The organism is Luteimonas salinisoli, from assembly GCF_013425525.1.
GTDB classification, from domain to species: Bacteria; Pseudomonadota; Gammaproteobacteria; order Xanthomonadales; family Xanthomonadaceae; genus Luteimonas; species Luteimonas salinisoli.
In genome coordinates, this window is sequence record NZ_JACCKA010000087.1 from 17,570 (window position 1) to 41,838 (window position 24,269).

Consider the following 24,269-nt stretch of genomic DNA (forward strand, 5'->3'; position numbering starts at 1 on the left):
GTACTAGACTGCGGCTTCATTGCCCAACCATCCCTTCACCACCTGGGCGACCTGCTTGGAATCGGTCTTCACCGCCTCGCGCGCATGACGCAGGCGATCGTCGTAGGCATCGGAGGGCAGGGCGATCGGCTGGGTCGCGGCGATCTTCGCCGTGTCCTCCGCCAGGCCGGGCACCTCGTCCTCGACCACGCTCGCCTGCTCGGTGGCGGCCTTGCGCTTGCCCGGGCCCGGGTCGCTGATCTGCCGCACCGCGGGGCGCACCACGCCGAACAGCAGCGCCACGACCACCAGCGCACCGGCCGCCAGCCGCGCGATGTCGCGCACCTGCGGTTCCTGCCACCAGTTGCCGCCGGTGTCGACGTCGTCGGCCTGCTCGCGCACGAACGGCGCGTTCATCACCGACACGGTATCGCCGCGCTCCTCGCTGAAGCCGACCGCCTGGCGCACCAGCGCCTCGATGCGCTGCAGCTCTGGCTCGCTCAGCGGCTGCAGTTCGGCCTTGCCCTCGGCGCCGGCGCGCGGCACGTGGTCGACCAGGACCGCGACGCTGACGCGGCGGATGCGGCCGGGCGGCTGGCGGGTGTGCTGGAGGGTGCGGTCGAGCTCGAAGTTGCGGGTGGCGCTGCGCGAGACGTCGCGCGGTGCGGCGGCGGGTTCCGCGGCCTCGGCCGCGGCTTCCGCGCCGGCGGCCAGCGCGGCCTCGGGCACGTTGCTGGCGGCGCCGGGCACGCCCTCGGGCCCGTCGATGCCGGCGGTCGAGTTCTCGCTGACCTGCTCGCTGCGCAGTTTGGCCGGGTCGGCGTTGAACATCTCCCGCGCCTCCTCGCTGACCGAGAAGTCCATGTCCACGGTGACCTCGGCGTTGACCCGGCCGGGGCCCGTCATCGGCTCGAGCAGCTCGCGGATGCGCTGGTTGAAGGAGGTTTCCTGGCGCCGCACCTGCTCGAACTGCAGCGCGCTCAGCGCCGATTCGCTGTCGCCGCCGGAGTTGCTGAGCAGGCGGCCGCTCTGGTCGACCACGGTGACGCGTTCCGGGGCCAGGTCGGGGATGCTGGAGGCCACCAGGTGCACGATGGCGTCGACCTGGTTGCCTTCCAGGCGGGCGCCGCTGCGCAGGTCCAGCACCACCGAGGCGCTGGCCACCTCGCGCTGGCGGGTGAAGGCGCTGGGCTTGGGGATGGCCAGGTGCACGCGGGCGTCGCGCACCGAGCGCAACGTGCCGATGGTGCGCACCAGCTCGGTTTCCAGGGCGTGCTGGTAGCGTGCGGTCTCGACGAACTGGCTGACGCCGAAGCCGGGATCGCGCTCCATCAGCTCGAAGCCCAGGCGCCCGTTGTCGGCCACGCCGGACCCGGCCAGCTTCAGCCGGGCGTCGTGGACGTGCTCCTCCGGCACCGAGATCGCGCCGCTGGCCTGGTCGAGGCGGAACGGGATCTGCGCGGCGCGCAGCAGGTCGGCGGCCTCGGACGTCGCCTGCGCGTCCAGGCCGGCGTACAGCGGGGTGTACTGCGGCTTCTGCGACCAGAAGAACACCATCAGCCCGATCGCCACGGCGGCGGCGAGCAGCAGCATCTTGCCCAGGCGCTGCGCCAGCTGCATTTGCTGCAGCCGGTCGAGCATCTGCACCGCCTTGTCGCCGGTCTTGCCGGCGTCGAGCGTGTCCCTGGAAAGCGAAATGGCCATGTGCGATCAGATCCGGTCGGTTACAGCGGCATGTTCATGACGTCCTGGTACGCCTGTACCAGTCGGTTGCGCACTTCTACGGTGGCGCGGAATGCCACCTGCGATTGCTGGGCGGCGACCATCACCTTGGCCAGGTCCGCGCCCGGCTCGCCCAGCTCGAACGCCCGGACCAGTTCGCCGGTCCGCTGCTGGGCGTTGTTCACCCCCTCCATCGCCCCGCGCAGGGTCTCGCCGAAGCTGGCGCGCCCCGGCTGCTGCGCCTGGCCCGGCGCGCCGACCCCGGCGAGACCGCCGATCGCGTCGCCGCGAGGGGCATCGGCCACCCGTGGCGGCACGGCCTGGCCCATCTGGGTCTGGTAGCTGCGGATCTGCGAGAGGACGGAATCGACCGAGTAGCTCATGGGTTGACCGGGACACGGTGGCGTCGCGCTGGACGATGCAATTCGCGTGCCGCGACCGCGCCGGGATCATGACGGCGCGGCCTCAGGCCTCGGCCAGCTCGCCGCTCTCGCGCTCGATCCCGTACTTGCGCAGCTTCTCGGCCAGGGTGGTGCGGCGCAGCCCCAGCAGCTGGGCGGCGTGCGCCACCACGCCCTCGGTGCGCTCCAGCGCCTCGCGGATCAGGGTCAGCTCGATCCGGGCCATGTGGTCGCGCAAGTCGATGCCGTCCTCGGGCAGGCCGGCGGCCGTTCCCGCGGCAGCCGCGGCCGGCACTGGCTCCGCGTCCGCGGCGGGCGCCGGCGCGGGCGCGTCGGCGACGTGCTCGCGATAGCGTTGCGGCAGGTCCTGCACCCGCACCAGGCCGCCGGGGTTGAGCACCGCCAGGCGTTCGACCAGGTTGGCGAGCTCGCGCACGTTGCCGGGCCAGGCGTAGCCGGCCAGCACCGTCAGGGTTTCGGAGGCGAACCGCACCTCGCCCCGGCCGCTGCGCCCGAGCTGCGCGGCGATGGTGGTCACCAGCGCCGGCAGGTCGTCGCGGCGGTCGCGCAGCGACGGCATCTCGATCGGGAACACGTTGAGGCGGTAGAACAGGTCCTCGCGGAACTGGCCGTCGCCGATCCGCGCCTCGAGGTTGCGGTGGGTGGCGGCGATCACCCGCACGTTGCACTTGATGGTCTGGTTGCCGCCGACGCGCTCGAAACAGCGCTCCTGCAGCACCCGCAGCAGCTTGACCTGCATCGGCAGGCTCATGTCGCCGATCTCGTCGAGCAGCAGGGTGCCGCCCTCGGCCATCTCGAAGCGGCCCTTGCGGGCGGTCAGGGCGCCGGTGAAGGCGCCCTTCTCGTGGCCGAACAGCTCGCTTTCCAGCAGCTCGGGCGGGATCGCGCCGCAGTTGATCGCCACGAACGGGCCGTCGCGGCGCGGCGACTGCTGGTGGACGGCGCGCGCCACCACCTCCTTGCCGGTGCCGGACTCGCCCAGCACCAGCACGGTGGTGTCGAAGCCGGCGACCTGGTCGATCATCCGCCGCAGGCGCTGCACCGCGGCGCTGTCGCCGGTGGGGCCGCCGCCCTGGTCGACGCCGGCCTGGTGCTCGGCGTCCAGGCGCTTGAGGCTGGCGCGGCGCAGCAGCGCCTCCAGCTGGGCGTGGCGCAGCGGCTGGTCCAGCGCCCAGATCCCGGCCTCGTGCAGGCCCTGGGCCTTGGCGAACGCGGCCGGCTCGTCCTGCAGCAGCAGCACCGGCGGCGGCAGCGTCGATGCCGACAGCCAGGCGAAGAAGCCGCGTGCGGCGTCGCCATCCTCGAGTCCGCCGACCAGCAGCGCCATCCAGTCGCCGGGACGGTGGCGCTCGGTCGGGATGTCGGCGATGTCCGCGACCCAGCGCGGCTTCATGTCCATGAACTCGAGCAGGGTGCAGACGCGCTCGGCGCGCTCGGCGTCGTTGTCGATCACCAGGATGCGGGGCTCGCTCATGACGCTTCACCTCTGTGCAGGCTTTCCAGGATCGGCATGACTTCCTGGATGTAGGAGAGTTTGCTGACGAAGTTGTCGGCGCCGGCGCGCATCGCGTGCTCGCGGTGCTCGGCGTCGTCGAAGTGGCTGGCGACCACGATGTAGGGCGGATCGTCCTGGGCCTTGATGAGCCGGGTGGCCTGCAGGCCGCCCATCTCCGGCATCGCCAGGTCCATCAGCACCACCGCCGGGCGCAGCGCCTCCGAGCGCTCGATCGCCTCCAGGCCGTTGCCGGCGGTGCCCACCACCTGCAGCCATTCGACCTTGCGGAAGTGGCGCAGCGCGGCGTTGATGAAGCCCTCGTGGTCGTCGACCAGCAGTACGGTGATGTCGTTCATCCGGTAGTGTCCTCAGCCCGCCTGGGCCATCAGCGGTCGGGGGGCGCCGCGGCGGCGCTGGCGCGCCGGGGCGATGGCGAGCTGGTCGCGGTACTTGGCCACGGTGCGGCGGGCGATGTGCACGCCGTTGCGCGCCAGCAGCTCGGCGATGGCGTCGTCGGCCAGCGGCCGCTGCGGCGGCTCGGCGTCGATCAGGCGCTTGACCATCGCCCGCACCGCGGTGCCGGAGACGTTGGCGCCCTCCAGGCGGACCGCGAAGAAGCGCTTCATCTCGATGGTCCCGCGCGGGGTCTGCAGGTACTTGCCGGTGGTGATGCGCGAGACGGTGGACTCGTGCATGCCGATGGCGTCGGCGACCTCCTTCAGGGTCAGCGGCGCCATCGCCTCGTCGCCGCGCTCGAGGAACCCGGCCTGGCGCTCGACGATCACCCGCGCGGTGCGCAGCAGGGTGTCGTAGCGCATCGCCAGTCCGCGGCTGAGCCAGCGCGCCTCCTGCAGCAGGGCGCGCAGCTGGCCGTTGCCGGCCTCGTCGCCGCCGCCGGCGAGGGCGCGCTCGTACATGGGGTTGACGGCCACGCGCGGAGCGGTGGCGCCGTTGAGCGCCACGCGCCACTGGCCATCGGCGAACCAGGCGACCGCGTCGGGCACCACCACGGCGTTGCCGTCGGGGCGGCCGGCCTCGCCGGGGCGGGGATCGAGCGCCAGCACCAGGCGGGCGGCCTCGGCCACGTCCTGCTCGTCCGCGGCCAGGCGCAGGGCGATGGCGGCGTGGTCGTGGGCGGCCAGCAGGTCGAGGCAGCCGGCCAGCATCCGCGCCGCCAGCGGCCGGCCGGCCACCGGCCCGGGCAGGGCGGCCAGCTGCGCCTGCAGGCATTCCTGCAGGCTGGCCGCGGCGATCCCGGCCGGCTCGCCGTGCAGCAGGCGCTGGCGCACCGCCTCGATACGCGCGGCCGGGACGTCGAAGCGCGCGCAGGCGCGCTGCGCCAGCGCCACCGGATCGGCGTCGAGGTAGCCGGCGTCGTCGCAGTGTTCGAGCCAGAAGGCGGCGATCTCCAGCTCGGCCGGGGCCAGCTCGAGGGCGAGATCCTGGAGGATCCGCACCTGCGGATCGCTGGATCCGCCGTCGGCGATCCGCGCCATGCCGTCGTCCTGGCCCTCGCGCCAGCCGGCGCCGGGCACGTCCCACATCGACGACTCTGGCAGTTCGTCGAAGGCGGCGACCTCGACCGCGACCGCGTCCGCGACGGAGCGGTCGGCGTCGGGCGCGGCCTGGGCCTCGGCCTCCTCCTGCAGCTCGAGCAGCGGATTGAGCTCCAGCGCCTGGCGGACCTCCTGTTCGAGCTGCATGCTGTCGAGCTGCAGCAGGCGGATGGCCTGGAGCAGCTGCGGCGTCAGGTTGAGCTGCTGGCCGAGCTGCTGCGACTGGATCTGGCTGCCTTTCATGGTGGCTCCCGGTCGGCACCGGTGGAGCGGTGCCCGTAGAGCGCATCTTGCGGGGGTGGCGACGGGAGTTGAATCGGGACGTTCCCGACGCGCGTCGTCAATTTCCCGACGCGTGTAGGGGCCACCCCTACATGGGCACGGATTTCCGGCGCCGGAATTCCGGCGCGCCCCATTCAGTCCGGCCAGTCAGTCCAGTTCCCGCCCGTGGCGGGCCGCCAGCAGCAGCAGGTCGGTGGCCCGGCGGCAGCCCAGCGCCTCCATCATCCGCGCGCGGTGGGTCTCCACGGTCTTGACGCTGATGCCGAGGTCGGCGGCGATCTCCTTGCTGCTCAGGCCACGGCCTATCTGCGCCAGGATCTGGCGCTGGCGCGGCGACAGTGCCGCCACCCCGACCGGCTTCTCGCGCCCGAACAGCGGTGCCATCATCTTGGACGACAGCCGCGGGCTGAGGAACACCTCGCCGCCGGCGGCGGTGCGCAGCGCGAGTTCCAGCTCCATCGGCGCCGCGTCCTTGACCACGAAGCCGGCTGCGCCGCGCTCCAGCGCATCGCGCACGTGCGCGGCGTCGTCGTGCATCGACATCATCACCACGCGGGTGGCGGGCAGCGCGCCGAGGATCGCGCTCATCGCGTCCAGGCCGCTGCGCCCGGGCAGCGACAGGTCCATCAGCACGATCTCGGGACGGTGCAGCGCCGCCAGGTCCACCGCCTGCTCGGCATTGCTGGCCTCGGCACAGACGTCGACGCCGGCAAAACCCTGCAGCAGCCGGCTCAGGCCGGCGCGGACGAGGGTGTGGTCGTCGACGATCAGTACGCGCACGGGTCCGGTCGGCTGTCCTATCGTGGTCGCGGCCACCATAGCCGAGGCGGGGTCGATAGGGAATCGCGGCGCCGCCGGCCCAGGCCCGGCTTCAACGGCGGCTGGCGGCGATCTGCTTGCGGTGCAGGCGGAACAGATGCTTCTCCAGCGCGTCGGACAGGCCCGCCGGGAACTCTCCGAAGCGCAGCCAGACGCGCTGCATGCCGCCGTCGGCGGCCGTTTCGGCCAGCACCGCCACCGGCAGCTCGAGATGGTCGGGCAGCCACTCCGAAGGCTGCAGGTGCAGCACGCCGGCATCGCCGGCGGCGATGCCGGACCGGGCCGGCGCATCCAGGCGCGCGCCGCGGTGCGACCAGCGCAGCGCGCGCAGGGGCAGCGCGTCGGAAGAACGGCTGACCATGCGTCCGATCAGCATCAGCATCAGGTCGAGCTTGGCGTCCATGCGCTGGGCCAGCAGCGGCAGCTCGCCGCGCTCCTCCCCGGAGTCGTCCTTGCGCAGGTCCTCGACCTGCGCAAGCCCGGCCAGCAGCGCCTCGGCCTGCGGCAGCCTGCCGGGCGCGGGTCCCGGGACCAGCTGAGCGGGCAGGTACAGCTCGCAGCTCAGGGCGTCGCCGAACAGGTCCTGCTCGGCCTGGACCGCGGACACCCCGTTTGCGTTCATCATCCGAGCTCCGAATAGGCCCGCGCCGCATGTCCCGCCTGGCGCATGTCGCGCAGCTCCGCGGCGATGCCGCGCTGCCGCTCCTGCATGCGCGCCGCCAGGGAGTTCTGCATCTGCAGCATGGCACGCAGCGCGCCGAGGGGGGCGTTGCCTCCGACCGTCTCGACGTAGGCGCGCAGGTCGCGATCATACTGCGCCAGCAGCGATCCGGCCGGAGCGAAATCGTCCTGATCGAGCGCCTCGGCCAGCGCGTCCAGACCGGCCTGCAGATGGCCCAGCGTCGGTTCGCTCATGCCGCCCCTCCGTTCGGCTGCAACTGGCGCTGCTGGGCGGGGATCGCGTTCCAGGCGGCATCGACCTCGGCCAGCAGCGATAGCGATTCGCGCAGGCCCTGGCCATCGTTGTGCAGGTTGGCGGCGGTCAGGCGCCGCACCACGTAGTCGTAGAGCGCAGACAGGTTGCCGGCGACTTCGCCGCCGGCCTCGTGGTCCAGGGACCCGTCGAGGTGGCCGACGATGGCGCAGGCCTCGCCGATCGCCTTGCCCTTGCGGGCCTGGTCGCCCTGCTCGAGGCAGGCCTCGGCGAGGCGGATGCGGTCGCAGGCGCCGGCCAAAAGCAGCGACACCAGCTTATGCGGGTCGGCATCCATCACCTTGCCTTCCAGGTGGTTCTGCCGGTACTCGGCGGCGTGGGAACGGGGCGACATCGGAATGCTCCTGGGAATGCGTCAGAGCCGCTGCTGGGCCGACAGGGCGGTCAGCTGCTGGGCGAGGTAGTTGCTGGTGGTGGACATCTGCGCCATCAGAGTGTCGAGGGCGACGAACTGCGCCTGGTAGCGCTTGGCCGTGGCTTCCATGCGCAGGTTCACGGACTCGCGCTGCCGGGCCACGTCCTTGAGCTGGTCGTTGATGCCCTTGGTGCGCAGGGTGAAGCTGCCGTCGGTGCCGACGTAGCCGTTCACCACGCCGGCCAGCCGCGCGGCGAAGCCGTCGCTTCCGGTGAACGCGGCGGTGATCTTGCCCGGGTTCGCCGCCATCGCGGCGTCGAACTTGGCGGTGTCGAGTACCAGGGTGCCGTCGTTGGAAGGATATGCCCGGGTCTGCAGGCCGATGGACTTCGCGTCGAGCCCTTGCGCGGCGAGTCCGCCCAGCAGATCGGCCATCATCCCGCGCAGCTGGCCGGCGGCGCCGCGCATCTGCCCGTCGCCGGTGAGCGAGGAGGGGGTATCGGTTTCCTTGTTGTACGAGGTGGCCGAGGCGATCGCCTTGATGGCGGCGTTGTAGGCCTTGACCACGTCCTCGACCGGCTTGCGGCTGGCGGCCGCGTCGGAGGCGACCGTGACGGTGCTGGTGCCGGTCTTCTTCAGCGTCAGGGTCATGCCGGGCACGGCATCTGCGATCGCGTTTCCGGCCGAGGTGGTGACCAGGCCGTCGATCGACACCCGCGCGTCGGCGGCCGCGTTGGTCTGCTGCATTCCGCCGACCAGGGCCGACAGATCGCCGCCCCCTTCGACGAAGGCGAGCGAGATCGCATTGGCGGCCCCGGTCTTCGTCGACGCGATCGACAGATGCTGGCCGTCGTCCGAGGTCATCAGCGAGACCTGAACGCCGAGGCTGGCGGCCTTGTCGTTGATCGCGCTGCGGATGTCGGCCAGGCTGCTGCCTGTGGCGATGTCGATGGTCACCGATTCGCCGCCCATGCTGAGCGAAAGCTTGCCGGCATCGAACAGCGTGCCGGTCGCGACTGCCGCGCCCATCAGCTTGTGGGCGCTGGCGAGCGACAGCACCTCGATCTGGTACTGGCCGGCCGGCGTTCCCTTGCCGACGCTGGCGCCGAGCACGTTGTCGGTACCGGCGGTACTGTCGGCCGAGACCGAGCTGACCGACCGGGCGCCCATCGCGTCGGACTTCTTCAACGCCTCGAGCGCGGTCTTCAGCGCATCGAACGCCGAACTGACGCTGCCGACGCCGGAGAGCTTGAACTTGGCGGCCGATTCGAGCTTGTTGAGGCGGGCGTCCTGGGGGGCCCGGTCGGCGGCCACCAGTTGGCTGACCATCGAACTGATGTCGATGCCGGAGCCGATGCCGCCGTACCCGAATGAATAGTCCGCCATGTGGATCTCCCGTCTGGCGATCGTTCGATCGCCGCCTGCCGGTGGGCCGGCTCATGAGCAATAGCGGCCCTGGACCGGTGTTCTTTAGGGCCCGGGGGGCGACCGGGTGAGCGGGCGGCGCCCCGAGGACCGGATCCCGGAAAAGCAGATCCCCTCCACGAGGGAGGGGACCTGGGTGTTGCCGGCGGCCGTGGCGGCCCGCCGTCCGGATCTTCCGCGATCAGCGCAGCAGGCTGAGGACGTTCTGCGGGATCTGGTTGGCCTGGGCCAGCATCGCGGTACCGGCCTGCTGCAGGATCTGCGTACGCGACAGCTCGGCGGTCTCCTTGGCGAAGTCGGTGTCGCGGATGCGGCTGCGCGACGCGGTCAGGTTCTCGGCGCTGGTGTTGAGGTTGGCGACCACCGAGGTGAAGCGGTTCTGCACCGCACCCAGGTCGGCGCGGGCCGAGTTGATCTGGTCGAGCGCCGAGTCCACCTGCTTCATGGCCAGCGTGGCGCCGGCGAAGGAGCTGATATCGAGGCCGGAGATGCCGGTGACGGTGGCGTCGGTCGAGACCTGCGCGCCGGCGCCGTCGAAGCCGGTCAGGCTGCCGTCGTCGGTGCCGCCGAAGGTGATGGTGCTCTCCGAGGCCACTTCGATCACGCCGGTGCTGGAGTTGAAGCTGGCGTTGACGCCGGTCTGCGAGGACACGTTGTTGATCGCGTCGACCACCTGCGCAGCACGCTGCGAAGCGGTGCCGACGGCCGACAGCGGGCCGATGTCGACGCCGTTGACGGTCAGCGAGCCGCCCGCGACCGAACCCGTGCCCAGGCCGGAGACGGCCGCGGACTGCGCGGTCGAGGTCGTCACGGCGCCGCCGAGGGCGACGACGTTGGCGTCGACCGGCGAGGTCACGGTGATGGTCTCGTTGGCGTTGGCGCCGACCTGGAACACGAACGACGGTGCGTTGCCGTCGAGCAGCTTGGTGCCGTTGAAGCTGGTCTGGTCGGCCACGCGGTCGACTTCCGACAGCAGCTGGGTGACTTCGGCCTGCAGCGCGGCGCGGTCCGAAGACGAGTTGGTGGCGTTGGCCGACTGCACCGCGAGCTCGCGGATGCGCTGCAGGTTGTTGCCGATCTCGCCCAGCGCGCCTTCGGCGGTCTGCGCCAGCGAGATGCCGTCGTTGGCATTGCGGGCGGCCTGGTTCATGCCGCGGATCTGGGTGGTGAAGCGCTCCGAGATCGCGAGGCCGGCGGCGTCGTCCTTGGCGCTGTTGATGCGCAGGCCCGAGGACAGGCGCTGGATGGTGGTCGACAGGCTGGCGCTGTTGGTGCCCAGGTTGCGCTGGGCGTTCAGCGAGATGGTGTTGGTGTTGATGACGGACATGATGCTGGTCTCCTGGTGAAGGGAATCCGGCGCGGGTCACAGGGCCTGGCCGGTTGCTCCGCAGGGGGATGCCGTCTGTTTCGGCCCTGTCCTCTGCTGGAGACATTAACGACGCCTCGCGGCGAACCTTTAGCGGATTGCGCAAGAAAATCGTTGACTCGGCTATCGGGAGGCGTTATGCGGGCGAACGAGCCGGCGGCGTGATCGCCTGGCGGCAGGTGACGGGGAAAGTTGAGGTTTGTTCGCGGGCGGGCCGGCCCGGGACACTGCGACGTGCCTTCGAGCGCCGTATTCGCCGTCGGTCCGCAACTGGAGAGGCCCTGGAGCGACGGAAGTCGCGACCTCGCGATCGATCAGCGGATCATGTTGAACAGCGACAGCCGCTGCATCTGGGTGAAGCTGAGCTGCGCGGCCTCGAGCGCGGTCTGCTCGAGGCTGAAGCGGCTGATCGCCTCGGCATAGTCGAGATCGCGCATGCCCGACAGGGTGGTCTCGATGGTCAGCGCCTGCGAATCGCGCAGTTCGGCGGCGGTGTCGATGGCCGCGAGCTGGGCGCCGCCGGCGGCGCGGGCGTCGACCAGGTGGGCCTGCGCCGTGGCGACATCGCGCATCGACTGCTGCAGCGCATTCTGCTGGGCGGCCTTCTGCTGGTCGCTGGTGGGCGCGTCGGTGAGCGTCGACATCAGCCGGTCGAGCGTGGCGAACACGTCGCGAGTGCCGGCCGGACCGATCGAGAATTCGTCGCCCGGCGCCGGTGCTCCGCCGATCCGCATCTGCACCCCGGCGAAGGCGATGCTTTCGCCCGCAACATAGGCGCCGCTGGCGATTACCGTGCCGGCGCTGTCGCGGACCTCGTAGGCGTCCGCCGCGGTGAAGCTGACGGTGTGGGTGCCGCCGTTCCAGGCGGTGGAGTCGGTCAGCGCGAACTGGCCGAGCAGGCCGGTGCCGGTGTTGGCCGCGCCGGGGCTGGCGTCGACGCGGCCGTCGCCGGTGCGCACGCGCATGAACACTTCGCTGCCCGGCTGGCTGTCGGCGACGAACATCTGCGGGGCGATCTCGACGCGGCGCTGGACCTGGTCGCCGCCGTAGGCGGCACTGCCGCCGACGATCGAGAACGGCGCAGCGGCATCGGCGGCGCCGGCGAACAGGAACCGCCCGCTGCCGTCGGTGCTGTTGGCCAGGTCCAGCAGGCCGTCGCGGATGCTGCCGATCTCCTTGGCGATGGCGGCGCGGTCGGCGTCGGACAGCCCGGCGCTGTTGGCCTGCACGGTCAGCTCGGTGACCCGGCCCATCATCCCGCCGGCCTGGGCCAGCACGTTCTCCTGCAGGCCGAGGCGGTTCTGCACGTTGGCGGCGTTGGATCCGAAGCGTTCCAGTTCGGCGAGGGCGCGGTCCAGGCCGACCGCGGCGCCGGCGGCGACCGGATCGTCCTTGGCGGTGACCAGGCGCTGGCCGGTGCTGAGCTGCTGCTGGATCTTCGCCAGACTGGCCTGCTTCGACTGGATCGAGGCCAGCGACTGGCTGTACATCATGCCGGTTGAGATGCGGACGTTCATCGGCGCGTCGCGTTGAGGATGGACTGGAACATCGTGTCGGCGGTGGAGATGATCTGCGCCGCCGCCTGGTAGGCCTGCTGGAGGCGCAGCATGTCGGCGGCCTCCTCGTCGAGGTTGACGCCGGAGACCGAGTCGCGTGCGGCCTGCGCCTGGTCGTGGATCACCTGCTGGGCCTCGGCGGAGTACTGCGCCTGGCGCGCGGCCGAGCCCACCGAGGTGGTGAGGCCGGCCACGGCGCCGTTGAGGCTCACGGTGCCGCCGTTGAGGGTGCGTGCGTCGTCCAGGTTGGCGAGCAGCGCGGCATTGCCGTTGTCGCTGGAGCCGGCGCCGGTCGGGCCCACCGTGAATGCATCCCCGGCGGCAGGAGCGCCATCCAGGGTCATGCGCCAGCCGTTGGCGCTGATGGTCTGCCCGGGGGTGTAGGCGTAGGGCCCGGCGCCGTCGACGGTGTACTGGTTGCCGTCGATGAACTCGATGGTGGCCGGCGTCAACAGGTCCGGATGCGAGGCGTCGTCCACCGCCGGCTTGCCGGGCTTGCCGGTGCCGGTATTGGCCAGGTCGGCGGAGACCTTGACCGGCGAGGCGGCGGCGATGCGCGAAGGATCGGTGATCGCCACGGAGATCGCACCGGCCGCACCGGCGGTCGGCTGCAGCAGGAAGCGGTCGCCGTTGGCCGGGGCACCGCCCACCTCGATCTCGACCCCGTTGACGCGCAGCGGGTCGGCCGCGGTGCCGGTGCCGGTCAGCGGCACGCTGGCGCCGGTGTCGGCGCGGGTCGCGCTCCAGCCGCCGGCGTCGAAGCGCAGCACCACGTTGCGGCCGTCCAGCCCGCCGACGTCGCCCAGCGACGCCTGCAGCACCGCGTTGCCGGCGTTGCCGGCATGGGCGTTGACCGCGGGGGAGGGCAGGTCGAAGAACGCGCCCCCCATCTGCCCGTACAGGTCCATGCCGGCGGCATGCGCCCGGTTGAAGGCGTCGCCCAGGCCGATCGCGATGCGGCCGAGTTCGGCGAGCGCCGGATCGAGCACGCTGCTGCGGAACTCGAGCAGTCCGCCGGCGCGCCCGCCGAGGGCGCGTTCGTCCAGGCGGATCTGCTGGCCCTGGCTCTCCAGCGCGAGCTGCTGGCGTCCCGGCTGGAACGGATCGGACACGATGCCCAGCCGCGACGCGGTGGCACCGACCACCAGCGCCTGGCCGCCGGCGGTGACCACGTTGATGGTGCTGCCGTCCTGCGAGACCGCGGTGCCGCCCGTGTAGTCGACCAGCTGCGAGACCAGCAGGTCGCGACGGTCGAGCAGGTCGGGCGCCGCCTTCCCGCCGCTGCTGCCGATCTTGCCGTTGAGCTGGGCGATCTCGGCGGCGAGTCGGTTGATTTCGCCGACCGCGGACTGCAGGCCGGCGTCGACCTCGCGGTCGAGACGGTCGAACTCGCCGTCGAGCTGCGCGAACCGGGTCGCCAGGGCGTTGCCCTGGGCCAGCAGGTTCTCGCGTTCGGCGGTGGAGCCGGCGTTCGAGGACAGCGCGCTCACCGAGTCGAAGAAGTTCGACCACATGCCCGAGATGCCGGTGGCGTTGTTGGACACCAGGCTGTCGACGCGGTTGGACAGTCCCGAAAGCTGCTGCAGCCTTGCCAGTTCGCCGCCGGCGTCGAGCAGGCGCGACGTGGCCAGCGAGTCGCCGACGCGGTGGATGTCCGCGATCTTGGTGCCGCCGCCCACGTAGCCGTAGCCGTAGTCGGTGGGGTTGCGGGTGGCGAAGTCCACCCGCTGCCGGCTGTAGCCGGGCGTGTTGATGTTGGCGACGTTGTGGCTGACCGTCGACAGCGCCCGCTGGAAAGCCATCAACGCGCTGGTGCCGGTGGAGAGGACGTTGGACATGCTGGGCTACCTCAACGACGCGCCGCGTCGCCGAGCGTTTCCACGGCGCCGGCCACCAGGCGCCCGGCGCCGTGGACCGCGTCGCCGGAGCGCGTGGCGAAGCTGCTGATGGCGGACAGCGCCCGGCCCAGGGTCGGGCCATTGGCGATCGAGCTGATCTTGTCGGCGTACGACGGATCGGTGGCGTAACCGGCCTGCTGCAGGGCGCTGGCGAAGCGGCGCACGTCGCCACCGGACTGCAGCGCCTGGCGATAGCGCGGGTTGTTCTTGATCATGCGCACGTAGTCGGCGAAGCTCTCGGCCGGCGAATCGTAGGCGCGGAAATCGGCGCGCTCGCTGTGGCGCACGCCGTTGGTGTATTCATGCGTATTGACGGTGGCGCGCTGACCCTTCCATCCGGTCGCCTTGATGCCGAACAGATTGTTGGCGGTGGCGCCGTCGCCGCGGGTGATCATGCGCTTGCCCCAGCCGGTTTCCAGCGCCGCCTGGGCGACGAGGGCGCGGGCATCCACGCCGAGCTCGCGCGCCGCCTCCTGCGCGTGCGACCAGATCCTGGCCACGAACTGCTCCGGACTGCGCGGCGGGAACGAAGCCGCTGCCTGGCTGGCGGCGGCAGCTTCCGCGGGCGATGCCGGCGCTCTGGAGGCCGCCGGCGCGGCCTGCTGCGAACGCGCCGCGCTGGCGGCCAGGATCCACTCGCGCGCGGTGGAGGGTTCTGCGGTATCGCGCGTAGCGCCGCTGCTGCGCCCGGCGATCAGGTCCAGCACCTGCTCGACGGGGCTGGCCGGCAGATCCAGGGACTGGTTCGCCGCCGGCTCGGTCATTCCGGGCAGCGCCGCCGGCGCCGGGCGCTGGTCGCGGTCCGCGCCGGTGAGCGCATAGGCGCGCGCGGCGCTGGCCGGATCCGACGTCGGCTGCGTGCCGCCGCCCAGCTGGCGCGCGATCACCTCGGCCAGGCCCAGGCCGCGGCCCTGGCCCTGGGTCATCGACTTGGCCAGCTGCTGGTCGTACATCTCGCGGAACAGCTGGTTCTCGCCGGGGAACAGCGCGTCGCCGAAGCTGGCGTCGCGCATGCTCTTGATCAGCATCTGCGCGAACACGCCTTCGAACTGGCGCGCGACCTCGTCGATGCGCGCGGCATCGGGGCGGGTGGCCTGCTGCAGCTCGATGGGCGCGTTGATGCGCATCAGATCACCTCCAGCTCCGCCCGCAGCGCGCCGGCCTGCTTCAGGGCCTCGAGGATCGCGATCAGGTCGCCGGGCGCGGCGCCCACGGCGTTGACGGCGCGCACGATCTCGTCCAGCGAGGTGCCGCCGGCGAACTTGAACATGCGGCTGCCGGATTCGGTCGCGCCCACTTCGGAACGCGGCGCGACCACGGTATCGCCGCCGCCGAAGGCGCCGGGCTGGCTGACGTCGACGCTCTCGGTGATGGTGACGGTGAGCGAGCCGTGCGAGATCGCCGCCGGCATCACCTGGACCTGGGAACCGATCACCACGGTGCCGGTGCGGGAGTTGATGATCACCTTGGCCGCGGCCACGCCCGGGGTCAGCTCGAGGTTCTCGACCTGGGCCAGGAAGCCGATCCGCGCGCTCGGATCGTACGGGGCGCGCACCGAGACGGTGACCCCGTCCACCGCGCGCGCGGTCCCCGGCCCGAACGCCGCGTCCAACGCCTGCACCATCCGCGAGACGGTGGTGAAGTCGTTGCGATTGAGGTTGAGGGTCAGCTCGCCGGCGTTCTCGAACCCGCCGGCGACGGCGCGTTCCACCATGCCGCCGTTGGGAATGCGCCCCACGCTGGGCACGTTCACCGAAACCCGCGAGCCGTCGCGGCCCTGCGCACCGAAGCCGCCGACCACCAGGCTGCCCTGGCCGATCGCGTAGACCTGGCCGTCGGCGCCCTTGAGCGGCGCCATCAGCAGGGTGCCGCCGCGCAGCGAGACCGCGTTGGCGATCGAGGACACGGTGATGTCGATGGTCTGGCCGGGCTTGGCGAACGGCGGCAGCTCGGCGTGGATCGCCACCGCCGCGACGTTCTTCAGCTGCGGGTTGACGTTCGGGGGCACCGTGACGCCGAGCTCGTTGAGCATGTTCTTCAGGCTCTGCACGGTGAACGGCGCCTGGCTGGTGCGGTCGCCGCTGCCGTCCAGGCCCACCACCAGGCCGTAGCCCACCAACGCGTTGCCGCGCACCCCGCCGACGCTGGCCAGGTCCTTGATCCTCTCGGCCTGCGCGGGCAGGGCGGCGAACAGGGTGGCGAAGACCAGCAGCGCGGCAAAGCCGGCGGCTGGGAACGCACGTCCGTGGATCTTGCTCATCACCGTGGTCCTGCTCAGTAGGGATACAGACGCGAGTTGAAGAACCGGCTCAGCCAGCCCATCGAGTTGGACTGGGCGATCGCGCCGCGGCCGCCGTAGGCGATCCGCGCGTCGGCTACCCGGCCCGAGGGCACGGTGTTGTCCGGACCGATATCGGCCGGGCGCACGATTCCCTGAATCTGGACCAATTCGTCGCCCTGGTTCAGGCGCATGTCCTTCTGGCCCTCGACCACCAGGTTGCCGTTGGGCAGCACGTCGACCACGGTCACCGTCAGCTGGCCCTGCAGCTTGTTGCTCTGGGCGCTGCGGCCGGTGCCGTCGAAGTCGCGGCCGCCGCTGACCGAGGCGCTGAGCACGTCGCGGCCGCCGATGGTCACCGGCGCGCCGAAGACCGAGGGCGCCGCCAGGCTGAAGTCGCTTTCCTTGCCGACGCTGGTGCTCGCGGCGGTCTGGGCGGTGGTGTTCTCGACCAGATTGATGGTCAGCAGATCGCCGATGCCCCGCGCGCGGCGGTCGGAGAACAGCGACATCCCGCCGGTATTGCCGGCGTTGGCCTGGTAGATCCCGCCGGCATTGGGGGCCGCGGCGGCGACGGCCGCTTGCTGGCCGGCGCCCGCCTGCGCCATCGGCTGCCCGTAGGCACGGGATTGCGCAAGCGGGGGGTAGGGCCGCATGTCGCCCGCGGCGACGCAGCCTGCCAGCAGGACCGGACAGAGCGCGACGGCCAGCAGCCGCAGGTGGGAGCTTGAAATGTTCATCGCGGCACCGTCAGACGTTGTTGTTGAGGTAACCGAGCATGGAGTCGGTGGTGGAGATCGCCTTGGCGTTCATTTCGTAGGCGCGCTGGGTCTCGATCATGCTCACCAGCTCCTCGACCACGTTGACGTTGCTGCCCTCCAGCGCACCCTGCTCGAGCGCGCCGAGGCCGTTCAGGCCGGGGGTGCCGTTCTGGGCCGGGCCGGAGGCGGTGGTCTCGAGGTAGAGGTTCTCGCCCCGTGCCTGGAGTCCTGCCGGGTTGATGAAGTCGGTGAGGGTGAGCGCGCCGATCTCCAGCGCCTGGGCCTCGCCGCTCATCTGCACGCTGATGGTGCCGTCGTTGCCGATGGTCACCGACTGCGCGCCCTCGGGCACCTGGATGCCGGGCTGCACCGGGTAACCGCTGCTGGTGACCAGCTCGCCCTGGGCGCTGATCTGGAAGCTGCCGTCGCGGGTGTAGGCCGGGGTGCCGTCGGGCATCAGCACCTCGAAGAAGCCGCGGCCGTTGACCATCACGTCGAGGGCGCGGCCGGTCTGCTGCGGGTTGCCCTGCTGGAAGTCCTTGGCGGTGGAGACCACACGCACGCCGGTGCCCAGCTGCAGCCCGGAGGGCAGCTGGGTCTGGTTGGACGTGGCGCCGCCAGGCTGGCGGACCTGCTGGTACAGCAGATCCTCGAAGTTGGCGCGGTCGCGCTTGAACCCGGTGGTGTTGGTATTGGCCAGGTTATTGCTGACCACGGACATGCGCGTCTGCTGCGCGTCCAGCCCGGTCTTGGCGACCCAGAGAGCCTGGTTCATGGTGCGGTTCCTCGGGTTGGCGCCGTGGTGGCGCCGTTATCGGGAGTGCTGCAAGTGGCGTGCCACGGCGCCGGGAATCGGGAATCGGGAATCGGGAATCGGGAATCGGGAATCGGGAATGGGGAATGGGGAATGGGGAATCGGGAATGGGGAATGGGGAATGGGTAATCGGAAGAGCCGAAGCGGCCGTGTCGATTCCCGATTCACGATTCCCCATTCCCGGCTTTTCAGCCCCCCAGCCGCAGCAGGCTGTTCGCCGCCTGGGCGTTGTCGTCGCCGCGCTGGATGATCTTCACCTGCATCTCGAACTGACGCTGCAGCTGGATCATCTGCACCAGCGCGCCGGCGGCATCGACGTTGCTGCCCTCCAGCACACCGGCGGTGAGGGCGTCGTCGCCACCCTGCGCCAGCGGCTGCGCCGGGTCGGTATTGCGCATCAGCCCGTCCAGCCCGCGCGCCAGGCGCTCCGGCGCGGCCTCGACCACGCGCAGCCTGCCGATCACCCCCAGCGTCTGCGGCCCCTCGCCCAGCGGCACGATCGACACCGTGCCGTCCTGGCCGATGTCCAGCGCCTGGTGCGGCGGGATCGCCATCGGATTGCCGTTTTCGTCCAGCAGCGGCCGCCCGCCGGCGGTCACCAGCTGGCCGTTCGGGGTCACCGCCAGGTTTCCGGCGCGGGTGTAGGCTTCGCCGCCGTCGCCGGCCTGCACCGCCAGCCAGTGGTTCTGCTGCAGCGATACATCCAGCGGGTTGCCGGTGACGCGCTGCGAGCCGACCTTGGAGTTGAAGCCCTGGTCGACGTGCATCGCATCGATCCGCGAGGCATGGCCGGTGCCGGGGATCCGGAACGATTCGGTATTGGCCAGCGCAGCCTTGAACCCGGCGGTGTCGGCATTGGCGAGATTGTGGGAGACGGTGCCCTGGGCCTGCAGCGAAGCGCGGGCGCCGGTCATCGCGACGTAGAGTGCTTTGTCCATTGGGCTGCCGTGATTGGTGATGGGTGATGGGTGATTCGGGATCCGGCGATCCGCGGACTGGCGCAGGAGGGGCGGAGCCCCTCCAATCACCAATCACGAGTCGTCATCAACGAATGTTGATGACGGTCTGCGTGACCTGGTCCTGGGTGGTGATCATCTGGGCGTTGGCCTGGAAGTTGCGCTGGGCCACGATCATGTTCACCAGCTGGGCGGTGAGGTCCACGGTGGAGGACTCGAGCGCGCCCGACTGCACCTGGCCGAAGTCCGAGGTGTCGGGGGCGCCGGTGCGCGGAGTGCCCGAGCTGTAGCTCTCGGCCCAGGCATTGTTGCCCTGCGGCTGCAGGCCCTGCGGGTTGGTGAAAGTGGTCAACGCCACCTGGCCCAGCGGAGTATCGGCGCCGTTGGAGTACCGCGCGAACACCACGCCGTCGGCGGAGACGCTGATCTCGTTGAGCTTGCCGGCGGCGTGGCCGTCCTGGCGCGCGTCGCGCAGCTGGAAGCTCTCGCCGTACTGACTGGACCCGGCCAGGTTGAGGGTCAGGTCGAGCACGCCGGCGCCGGTGGCGGGGGTGTAGGGGTCGAGATCGATGGAGCCGCCGGGCGGCGTCAGCAGCTCGCCCGAGTTCGAGAACTGCAGGGTGGTCGGCGCGCCGACCTGCACCCCGTCCACGAAGTTGTACGCCTGCCACTCGTTGGGATTGGCGGTCTTGACGAAGTACGAGGTCTGCACGTGGCTCACGCCCAGCGAGTCGAACACGTTGATGCCGCCGGTCGAATGGTTGTAGCTGTTCGGCTCGCTCGGATCGAACGGCGCGATCGCCGGCGCGGCGGCGTTGCCGGGCAGGGTGAACATCACGTCCACGCTGCCGGTCTGGCGCGGCGGACTGTCGGTGGTCAGCAGCTGCAGGTCGCCGAGGCGGCCGACGTCGAAGCCGTTGCCGTCGGCGCGTGGCGGGAAGACCTGCAGCCTGGCGCCATCGGGGCTGATCACATAGCCCTGGTTGCTGGTCTGGAAGTTGCCGGCGCGCGAGTACAGCGTCGCGCCGTTCTTGTTCAGGGTGAAGAAGCCCTCGCCCTCGATCGCCATGTCCAGGCTGCGCCCGGTCGGGTCGATGTTGCCCTGCGAGAACTGCTGGGCGACGTTGCTCACCCGCACTCCGGTGCCGACCGCGTTCCGCGACAGGCCATAGTTGGTGTAGGAGAACAGGTCGGCGAACTCGGCGCGCGACTCCTTGAAGCCGGTGGTGTTGACGTTGGCGATGTTGTTCGACGTGACGTTGAGGTCGGCGTTGGCCGCGTTGATGCCGGACAGCGAGGTATTGAAGCTCATGACGGACTCCGGTGGATGCTTGGAAGCGCTCAGCTGATGCGGAGCACGTGGTCGATGGGAGCGGTGCCGAGACCGCGCAGGTCGAGATACAGGCCGTCGGAACCGACGGTGACGCTTTCCACACGCGCCTGGACGTAGCTGTCCAGTTGGGTGACGTTGCCGGCGGTGTCGCTGTGCTTGGCGCTGATCGCGTACTTGCCGGGCGGCAGGCGGTTGCCGGCGGCGTCGTTGCCGTCCCAGGCGAACGCCAGTTCGCCGGCCGCCGCGGCCGGCAGGCTCAGCTGCCGCACCGGCTGGCCGTTGGCGTCGGTGATCTCGAACACCACGGTGCCGGGGCCGGGCGCGGCGACCACGCCGCCGGCGCCGCCGTCCTCGCCCAGGGCCAGGCTGCCCGAGGGCACCAGTACCTCGCGTCCGACCAGGGTGGCGCCGCGCATGATCTGTTCGGCGCTCTGCGCCGAGGCGAAGCCTCCGACGGCGCTGTTGAGGTCCTGGATGCCCTGAACGGTGGAGAACTGCGCCAGCTGGCCGAGGAAGGCGCTGTTCTCCATCGGCTTGAGCGGATCCTGGTGCTTGAGCTGTTCGGTCATCAGGCGCAGGAAGTCGGCCTGCCCCATGGACTCGTCCTTCTTGTCGGCCTTGCCGGTATTGGCGCCGGCCAGACCGAGGCTGGCGTAGACGTCGCTGGGAATGCTGCTCACGGGCGGTTCTCCGGGTGGGGGCTCAACGGCCCATGCTCAGGGTGGCCAGGGCGAGCTCCTTGGCGGTGTTGAGGACCTCGACGCCGGCCTGGTAGCTGCGCGAGGCGGAAATGAGATTGACCATCTGCGCCACCGGGTCGACATCGGGCGAGTACACGTAGCCCTGCTCGTCGGCCAGCGGGTGACCGGGTTCGTAGCGCTGGATCGGGGCGGCGTCGCTCTCGGCGATCTCCTTCACCTGGACCCCGGTGATGGTGGGGTCGGTCCGGCTGCGCACGGCCTGGAACACCGGCTCGATCGGCCGATACACGGTCTCGGGCGAACCGGAGACCGAATCGGCATTGGCGAGGTTGCTGGCCAGGGTGCTCAGCCGCACCGATTGCGCCTGCAGCGCGGAACCGGCGACGTCGAAGATCGGCAGGTTGCTCATGGCTTATTGCCCCGTGATGGCGGTGAGCATGGTGCGCACCTTGGATTCGAGGAAGCTGAGCGAGGCGCGGTACTCCAGCGCGGCGCGGCCGTAGGCCGCACGCTCGGCGTCGGGGTCGACGGTGTTGCCGTCGAGACTGGGCTGCGAGGCGGGGCGCGCGAACTGGAACGGCAGCAGGCCCTCCAGCGCGTTGCCGGCCAGGTGCCGCTCGTGGGTGGCGCCCGCGGCCTGCCGGGCGCTGCCTGCGGCCGCGAGCGCGGCGTTGAAGTCGAGGTCCTGGGCGTGGTAGCCGGGGGTATCGACGTTGGCCAGGTTGCTGGCGATCAGCTTCATGCGCTGCTCGCGCAGCGGCAGGGCGTCGGCCTGCAGCCCGAGGTAGGAAGAGATCGGATTGTTCATGGCAGCCTCCGGCGGACCTGTGCCGGGGAAGCTGCAAGCGCCGTGCCAGAACGGCCGCCGGCGGCTGCGGGGCGCGGACGAGCCGAGGCGGTCGGAGCGGGTGGCTGGAACGCCGTGGCGCGGGCGCTACGGGCGCCGCGCCCGGATGGGCGTCAGGCCGCGGCGGCCTGGCGGCTGCGGATACGCGCGGCGACGTCGTGCAGCCGCGCCAGCACGCGCTCGGCGAGGTCGTGCGGGCTGTACTTGGGCACGAAGGCGTTGGCGCCGACCTGCTCGACCATGGAATTGTTGAACACGCCCGACAGCGAGGTGTGCAGCAGCACGTACATCCCCGCCAGCGCCGGCTGGCGACGGATTTCCGTCGTCAGCGTGTACCCGTCCATCGCCGGCATCTCGATGTCGGAGATCACCATGGCGTAGCGTTCGCCGGGATCCTCCCCGCCGGCGTGGATCTGCAGGAGGTGTTCCAGCGCCTGGCGTCCGTCCGAGAGCAGCGTGGCGCCCACCCCGAGCTGGTCGAGCACGCTGCGGATCTGCTGGCGCGCTACCCGCGAGTCGTCCACCACCAGCACCTGCATCGGCGGGGCATCGGCCGGCAGGACCATCTCCGGCGCCAGGCTGGCGTCCATCCGCGTCTGCGCGATCTCGGCGAGGATGCTCTCCACGTCCAGCACCTGGATCAGGGCGTCCTGGAAGCGCGTCACCGCGGTGAGATAGCTGCCTTCCACGCCGAGCTCGGGCGGCGGATGGATGTCCTCCACGGCGATGTTGACGATGCGCTCGACGTCGCTGACCAGGAACCCCTGCACCGAACGGTTGAACTCGGTGACCACCAGGTAGCCGGTCTCCGCCTCCGTGTCGCGGCCGCGCTCGGGATGGCCGATCGACAGGCCCAGGTCGAGCACCGGCACCGAGCGTCCGCGGACGTCCGCCACGCCGGCGAACTGCGGCGGCAACCCGGGCAGCTGGAACAGGGACGGGCGGCGCAGCACCTCCTGTACCTTGAAGACATTGACGCCAAAAAGCTGGCGGCCGCCGAGCCGGAACAGCAGCAGCGCCAGCCGGTTGTGGCCGGCCAGGCGGGTGCGCTGGTCGATGCGGTTGAGCAGGTCCTGGTTCATGCCGCGATATCGGCGCCAGCCCGGCGGACTTGAGCCGTCCGCCGGGCGTCGGGCACCGGGCGCGGCACGCCGCTTGCAGCGGTCGTGGCGACCCCGCCGCCCGGAGGCGCCGATGCGCCCATTCCTGCCAAGAGCCCCGATTCGCCAAGGGCTGCGCCTGCTGCTCATGTTGCTGGCGCTGCTGCCGACGATGCTGTGGGCCGGCGCCGGGTTCCAGCCGGTGGAGTCGATCCGCGCGGCGGCGCTGGCCGCGCTGGGCAGCGATGCCGAGGCCGAGGCCACCCTCGACCCGGCGCTGCGCATGCCGCGCTGCGCCAGCCCGCTGGAGGCGCGACCCGGGGCCGGCACGACGGTGGAGGTCTCCTGCCCCGACGGTTGGCGTTTATATGTGCCGGTCAGGATCCACCGCAGCCAGACCGTACTGGTACTCAGCCGCGGCGTGGCTGCGGGCGAGATCATCGGCCCGGAGATGCTGGCCCCGGAGACCCGCGACGCCGCCCGCATCGTCGGTGCGGCGCTGTCGGAGCCTGCCGCTGCGATCGGCCGGGTGGCGCGCCGGGCGCTGTCGGCCGGCAGCCTGCTGACCGCACGCGACCTGATCGCGCCGCGGTTGGTCAGGCGCGGCGATATCGTCCCGCTGGTTTCCGGCGTGGGCGGACTGGAGGTGCGGATGACCGGACGCGCGCTGGCCGACGCCGGCGAGAACGAACGGGTCAGCGTGGAGAACCTGTCCTCGCGGCGGGTGATCCAGGGAACGGTTGGCGCCGACGGCGCGGTGGTGGTGGCGCGGTGACGGGAAGGGCGAATCCGTCCTAAAGTCTCCCGACCGGGCGCCGATAACCATCACGTACCCGCATTCAGGACGCCACCATGAGCCAGAAGATCGAAGGCAGCCCGCCACCGACGGCGGTCCGCAGCACCGGCCCCGCGAGCGGCCAGGTGGCGCGCGCCGGCGCCGAGCGCACCATCCCGGTCGAGGCCGCCCCGCCTGCCGACAGTCTGCGCCTGACCGGCGAGGCCGCCGGACTGCAGGCGCTGCAGCGCGACCTGGCCGCCGCTCCGGCGATCGACCAGGGCCGCGTCGATGCGGTGCGCGAGGCGCTGCAGAACGGCAGCTACAGGATCGATCCCGAGGCGATCGCCTCGCGGATGCTCGATCTCGACCGGCAGCTGGACGGCTGATGTCCGGCGCCGACGCCAGCCTGGAGTGCCTGGCCGCGGCCCTGGCCGAGGAGCGCCGCGCGCTGCTCGAGCACGACGTGGAGGCGCTGATGGCGTCCACCCAGGCCAAGCTCGCGGCACTGCGCGCGCTCGAGAACCATCCGGCCGACGGCATCGCCACGCGCCTGGCCGAGCTGGCCGAGGTCAACCGCGCCAACGGCGCGCTGCTGGCGCGCCGCCGGCGCGAGGTCAACTGGGCGTTGCGCCACCTCGGCCGCAGCGAGAGCGGCTCCGAATACGATGCCCGCGGCCGCGCGGACGTGGTTCGCGCCACGCGCCAGCTCGCGGTGGCGTAGCGCGGCACCTGCGGCCGGTGGTTCCTGCGCACCGCGGGGGCCCTTAGAATGAGGGCGCCCCTCTCCGAACCGGCGCCGTGACCGCACCTTCCAGAGACGAACCGCTGCCGC

The 24,269-nt window shown here is 71.1% G+C and carries 26 protein-coding genes; 3 read left to right on the forward strand and 23 right to left on the reverse strand.

Annotated features, from left to right (window positions below; genetic code table 11):
• Positions 1-3: 3 nt before the first annotated feature.
• The 23 genes from fliF to H0E84_RS16190 all read right to left on the reverse strand — a co-directional run bounded on the left by fliF (position 4) and on the right by H0E84_RS16190 (position 22,641).
• Positions 4-1,683, reverse strand: a complete 1,680-nt coding sequence (gene fliF, locus H0E84_RS16080) for a flagellar basal-body MS-ring/collar protein FliF (RefSeq protein ID WP_180679665.1) — start codon at positions 1,681-1,683, stop codon at positions 4-6.
• Positions 1,684-1,703: 20 nt separating this feature from the next.
• Positions 1,704-2,084 (reverse strand): flagellar hook-basal body complex protein FliE, encoded by a 381-nt coding sequence (gene fliE / locus H0E84_RS16085; protein WP_180679666.1) that lies wholly within the window; start codon positions 2,082-2,084, stop codon positions 1,704-1,706.
• A gap of 82 nt (positions 2,085-2,166) precedes the next feature.
• On the reverse strand, positions 2,167-3,597 hold the full coding sequence (locus tag H0E84_RS16090; RefSeq protein WP_180679667.1) for a sigma-54 dependent transcriptional regulator: 1,431 nt from the start codon (positions 3,595-3,597) through the stop codon (positions 2,167-2,169).
• Positions 3,594-3,974 carry a response regulator gene (locus H0E84_RS16095; protein ID WP_180679668.1) on the reverse strand — a complete coding sequence of 127 codons (381 nt, stop codon included), beginning with the start codon at positions 3,972-3,974 and terminating at the stop codon, positions 3,594-3,596. Before H0E84_RS16095 ends, H0E84_RS16090 begins: the two co-directional genes overlap by 4 nt.
• A 12-nt stretch (positions 3,975-3,986) precedes the next feature.
• The gene (rpoN, locus tag H0E84_RS16100) at positions 3,987-5,417 is read right to left on the reverse strand and encodes an RNA polymerase factor sigma-54 (RefSeq protein ID WP_180679669.1); all 1,431 of its coding nucleotides are present in this window, start codon (positions 5,415-5,417) and stop codon (positions 3,987-3,989) included.
• Positions 5,418-5,603: 186 nt separating this feature from the next.
• Positions 5,604-6,236 (reverse strand): response regulator, encoded by a 633-nt coding sequence (locus H0E84_RS16105; protein ID WP_180679670.1) that lies wholly within the window; start codon positions 6,234-6,236, stop codon positions 5,604-5,606.
• Positions 6,237-6,327: 91 nt separating this feature from the next.
• A complete protein-coding gene (locus tag H0E84_RS16110) occupies positions 6,328-6,897 on the reverse strand; it encodes a PilZ domain-containing protein (RefSeq protein WP_180679794.1) in 570 nt (189 codons plus the stop codon).
• A complete protein-coding gene (locus H0E84_RS16115; RefSeq protein WP_180679671.1) occupies positions 6,897-7,190 on the reverse strand; it encodes a hypothetical protein in 294 nt (97 codons plus the stop codon). The genes H0E84_RS16110 and H0E84_RS16115 overlap by 1 nt, the downstream gene beginning before the upstream one ends.
• Entirely contained in the window at positions 7,187-7,603 is a 417-nt protein-coding gene (gene fliS / locus H0E84_RS16120; protein WP_219339787.1) for a flagellar export chaperone FliS, read from the reverse strand. The genes H0E84_RS16115 and fliS overlap by 4 nt, the downstream gene beginning before the upstream one ends.
• 21 nt (positions 7,604-7,624) lie before the next feature.
• Positions 7,625-9,010: a flagellar filament capping protein FliD gene (fliD, locus tag H0E84_RS16125; protein WP_180679672.1), complete on the reverse strand. Its 1,386-nt coding sequence runs from the start codon at positions 9,008-9,010 to the stop codon at positions 7,625-7,627.
• Between the two features lie 220 nt (positions 9,011-9,230).
• Positions 9,231-10,379 carry a flagellin gene (locus H0E84_RS16130; RefSeq protein WP_180679796.1) on the reverse strand — a complete coding sequence of 383 codons (1,149 nt, stop codon included), beginning with the start codon at positions 10,377-10,379 and terminating at the stop codon, positions 9,231-9,233.
• Between the two features lie 350 nt (positions 10,380-10,729).
• Positions 10,730-11,932, reverse strand: a complete 1,203-nt coding sequence (gene flgL / locus H0E84_RS16135; protein ID WP_180679673.1) for a flagellar hook-associated protein FlgL — start codon at positions 11,930-11,932, stop codon at positions 10,730-10,732.
• Positions 11,929-13,809 carry a flagellar hook-associated protein FlgK gene (flgK, locus tag H0E84_RS16140; RefSeq protein ID WP_180679674.1) on the reverse strand — a complete coding sequence of 627 codons (1,881 nt, stop codon included), beginning with the start codon at positions 13,807-13,809 and terminating at the stop codon, positions 11,929-11,931. Before flgK ends, flgL begins: the two co-directional genes overlap by 4 nt.
• Before the next feature lie 11 nt (positions 13,810-13,820).
• A complete protein-coding gene (flgJ, locus tag H0E84_RS16145) occupies positions 13,821-14,996 on the reverse strand; it encodes a flagellar assembly peptidoglycan hydrolase FlgJ (protein WP_180679675.1) in 1,176 nt (391 codons plus the stop codon).
• On the reverse strand, positions 14,996-16,129 hold the full coding sequence (locus H0E84_RS16150) for a flagellar basal body P-ring protein FlgI (protein ID WP_180679676.1): 1,134 nt from the start codon (positions 16,127-16,129) through the stop codon (positions 14,996-14,998). The genes flgJ and H0E84_RS16150 overlap by 1 nt, the downstream gene beginning before the upstream one ends.
• Positions 16,130-16,143: 14 nt before the next feature.
• The gene (flgH, locus tag H0E84_RS16155; protein WP_180679677.1) at positions 16,144-16,887 is read right to left on the reverse strand and encodes a flagellar basal body L-ring protein FlgH; all 744 of its coding nucleotides are present in this window, start codon (positions 16,885-16,887) and stop codon (positions 16,144-16,146) included.
• A 10-nt stretch (positions 16,888-16,897) separates the two neighbouring features.
• Positions 16,898-17,683: a flagellar basal-body rod protein FlgG gene (gene flgG, locus H0E84_RS16160; protein WP_180679678.1), complete on the reverse strand. Its 786-nt coding sequence runs from the start codon at positions 17,681-17,683 to the stop codon at positions 16,898-16,900.
• 227 nt (positions 17,684-17,910) lie between these two features.
• Positions 17,911-18,660, reverse strand: coding sequence for a flagellar basal body rod protein FlgF (locus tag H0E84_RS16165; RefSeq protein ID WP_180679679.1), 750 nt, complete (start codon positions 18,658-18,660; stop codon positions 17,911-17,913).
• A gap of 106 nt (positions 18,661-18,766) precedes the next feature.
• Entirely contained in the window at positions 18,767-19,990 is a 1,224-nt protein-coding gene (flgE, locus tag H0E84_RS16170; protein ID WP_180679680.1) for a flagellar hook protein FlgE, read from the reverse strand.
• A gap of 29 nt (positions 19,991-20,019) precedes the next feature.
• Positions 20,020-20,691: a flagellar hook capping FlgD N-terminal domain-containing protein gene (locus tag H0E84_RS16175; RefSeq protein WP_180679681.1), complete on the reverse strand. Its 672-nt coding sequence runs from the start codon at positions 20,689-20,691 to the stop codon at positions 20,020-20,022.
• 22 nt (positions 20,692-20,713) lie between these two features.
• Positions 20,714-21,121: a flagellar basal body rod protein FlgC gene (gene flgC, locus H0E84_RS16180; protein WP_180679682.1), complete on the reverse strand. Its 408-nt coding sequence runs from the start codon at positions 21,119-21,121 to the stop codon at positions 20,714-20,716.
• Between the two features lie 3 nt (positions 21,122-21,124).
• Positions 21,125-21,520 carry a flagellar basal body rod protein FlgB gene (gene flgB, locus H0E84_RS16185; protein ID WP_180679683.1) on the reverse strand — a complete coding sequence of 132 codons (396 nt, stop codon included), beginning with the start codon at positions 21,518-21,520 and terminating at the stop codon, positions 21,125-21,127.
• Positions 21,521-21,672: 152 nt separating this feature from the next.
• A complete protein-coding gene (locus H0E84_RS16190) occupies positions 21,673-22,641 on the reverse strand; it encodes a chemotaxis protein (protein WP_180679684.1) in 969 nt (322 codons plus the stop codon).
• A gap of 151 nt (positions 22,642-22,792) precedes the next feature.
• Between H0E84_RS16190 and flgA the strand changes: the two genes are divergently transcribed.
• The 3 genes from flgA to H0E84_RS16205 all read left to right on the forward strand — a co-directional run bounded on the left by flgA (position 22,793) and on the right by H0E84_RS16205 (position 24,158).
• Entirely contained in the window at positions 22,793-23,434 is a 642-nt protein-coding gene (gene flgA / locus H0E84_RS16195) for a flagellar basal body P-ring formation chaperone FlgA (RefSeq protein ID WP_180679797.1), read from the forward strand.
• A gap of 77 nt (positions 23,435-23,511) precedes the next feature.
• A complete protein-coding gene (gene flgM, locus H0E84_RS16200; protein WP_180679685.1) occupies positions 23,512-23,823 on the forward strand; it encodes a flagellar biosynthesis anti-sigma factor FlgM in 312 nt (103 codons plus the stop codon).
• Complete coding sequence (locus H0E84_RS16205) at positions 23,823-24,158, forward strand: flagellar protein FlgN (protein WP_180679686.1); 336 nt, start codon at positions 23,823-23,825, stop codon at positions 24,156-24,158. The genes flgM and H0E84_RS16205 overlap by 1 nt, the downstream gene beginning before the upstream one ends.
• Positions 24,159-24,269: the final 111 nt, after the last annotated feature.

Bases quoted from the DNA above. Each gene is read 5' to 3' on its own strand.
- fliF (WP_180679665.1), bottom strand. From the start codon at position 1,683: ATGGCCATTTCGCTTTCCAGGGACACGCTCGACGCCGGCAAGACCGGC.
- fliE (WP_180679666.1), bottom strand. From the start codon at position 2,084: ATGAGCTACTCGGTCGATTCCGTCCTCTCGCAGATCCGCAGCTACCAG.
- H0E84_RS16090 (WP_180679667.1), bottom strand. From the start codon at position 3,597: ATGAGCGAGCCCCGCATCCTGGTGATCGACAACGACGCCGAGCGCGCC.
- H0E84_RS16095 (WP_180679668.1), bottom strand. From the start codon at position 3,974: ATGAACGACATCACCGTACTGCTGGTCGACGACCACGAGGGCTTCATC.
- rpoN (WP_180679669.1), bottom strand. From the start codon at position 5,417: ATGAAAGGCAGCCAGATCCAGTCGCAGCAGCTCGGCCAGCAGCTCAAC.
- H0E84_RS16110 (WP_180679794.1), bottom strand. From the start codon at position 6,897: ATGAACGCAAACGGGGTGTCCGCGGTCCAGGCCGAGCAGGACCTGTTC.
- H0E84_RS16115 (WP_180679671.1), bottom strand. From the start codon at position 7,190: ATGAGCGAACCGACGCTGGGCCATCTGCAGGCCGGTCTGGACGCGCTG.
- fliS (WP_219339787.1), bottom strand. From the start codon at position 7,603: ATGTCGCCCCGTTCCCACGCCGCCGAGTACCGGCAGAACCACCTGGAA.
- fliD (WP_180679672.1), bottom strand. From the start codon at position 9,010: ATGGCGGACTATTCATTCGGGTACGGCGGCATCGGCTCCGGCATCGAC.
- flgL (WP_180679673.1), bottom strand. From the start codon at position 11,932: ATGAACGTCCGCATCTCAACCGGCATGATGTACAGCCAGTCGCTGGCC.
- flgK (WP_180679674.1), bottom strand. From the start codon at position 13,809: ATGTCCAACGTCCTCTCCACCGGCACCAGCGCGTTGATGGCTTTCCAG.
- flgJ (WP_180679675.1), bottom strand. From the start codon at position 14,996: ATGCGCATCAACGCGCCCATCGAGCTGCAGCAGGCCACCCGCCCCGAT.
- H0E84_RS16150 (WP_180679676.1), bottom strand. From the start codon at position 16,129: ATGAGCAAGATCCACGGACGTGCGTTCCCAGCCGCCGGCTTTGCCGCG.
- flgH (WP_180679677.1), bottom strand. From the start codon at position 16,887: ATGAACATTTCAAGCTCCCACCTGCGGCTGCTGGCCGTCGCGCTCTGT.
- flgG (WP_180679678.1), bottom strand. From the start codon at position 17,683: ATGAACCAGGCTCTCTGGGTCGCCAAGACCGGGCTGGACGCGCAGCAG.
- H0E84_RS16165 (WP_180679679.1), bottom strand. From the start codon at position 18,660: ATGGACAAAGCACTCTACGTCGCGATGACCGGCGCCCGCGCTTCGCTG.
- flgE (WP_180679680.1), bottom strand. From the start codon at position 19,990: ATGAGCTTCAATACCTCGCTGTCCGGCATCAACGCGGCCAACGCCGAC.
- flgC (WP_180679682.1), bottom strand. From the start codon at position 21,121: ATGAGCAACCTGCCGATCTTCGACGTCGCCGGTTCCGCGCTGCAGGCG.
- flgB (WP_180679683.1), bottom strand. From the start codon at position 21,520: ATGAACAATCCGATCTCTTCCTACCTCGGGCTGCAGGCCGACGCCCTG.
- H0E84_RS16190 (WP_180679684.1), bottom strand. From the start codon at position 22,641: ATGAACCAGGACCTGCTCAACCGCATCGACCAGCGCACCCGCCTGGCC.
- flgM (WP_180679685.1), top strand. From the start codon at position 23,512: ATGAGCCAGAAGATCGAAGGCAGCCCGCCACCGACGGCGGTCCGCAGC.
- H0E84_RS16205 (WP_180679686.1), top strand. From the start codon at position 23,823: ATGTCCGGCGCCGACGCCAGCCTGGAGTGCCTGGCCGCGGCCCTGGCC.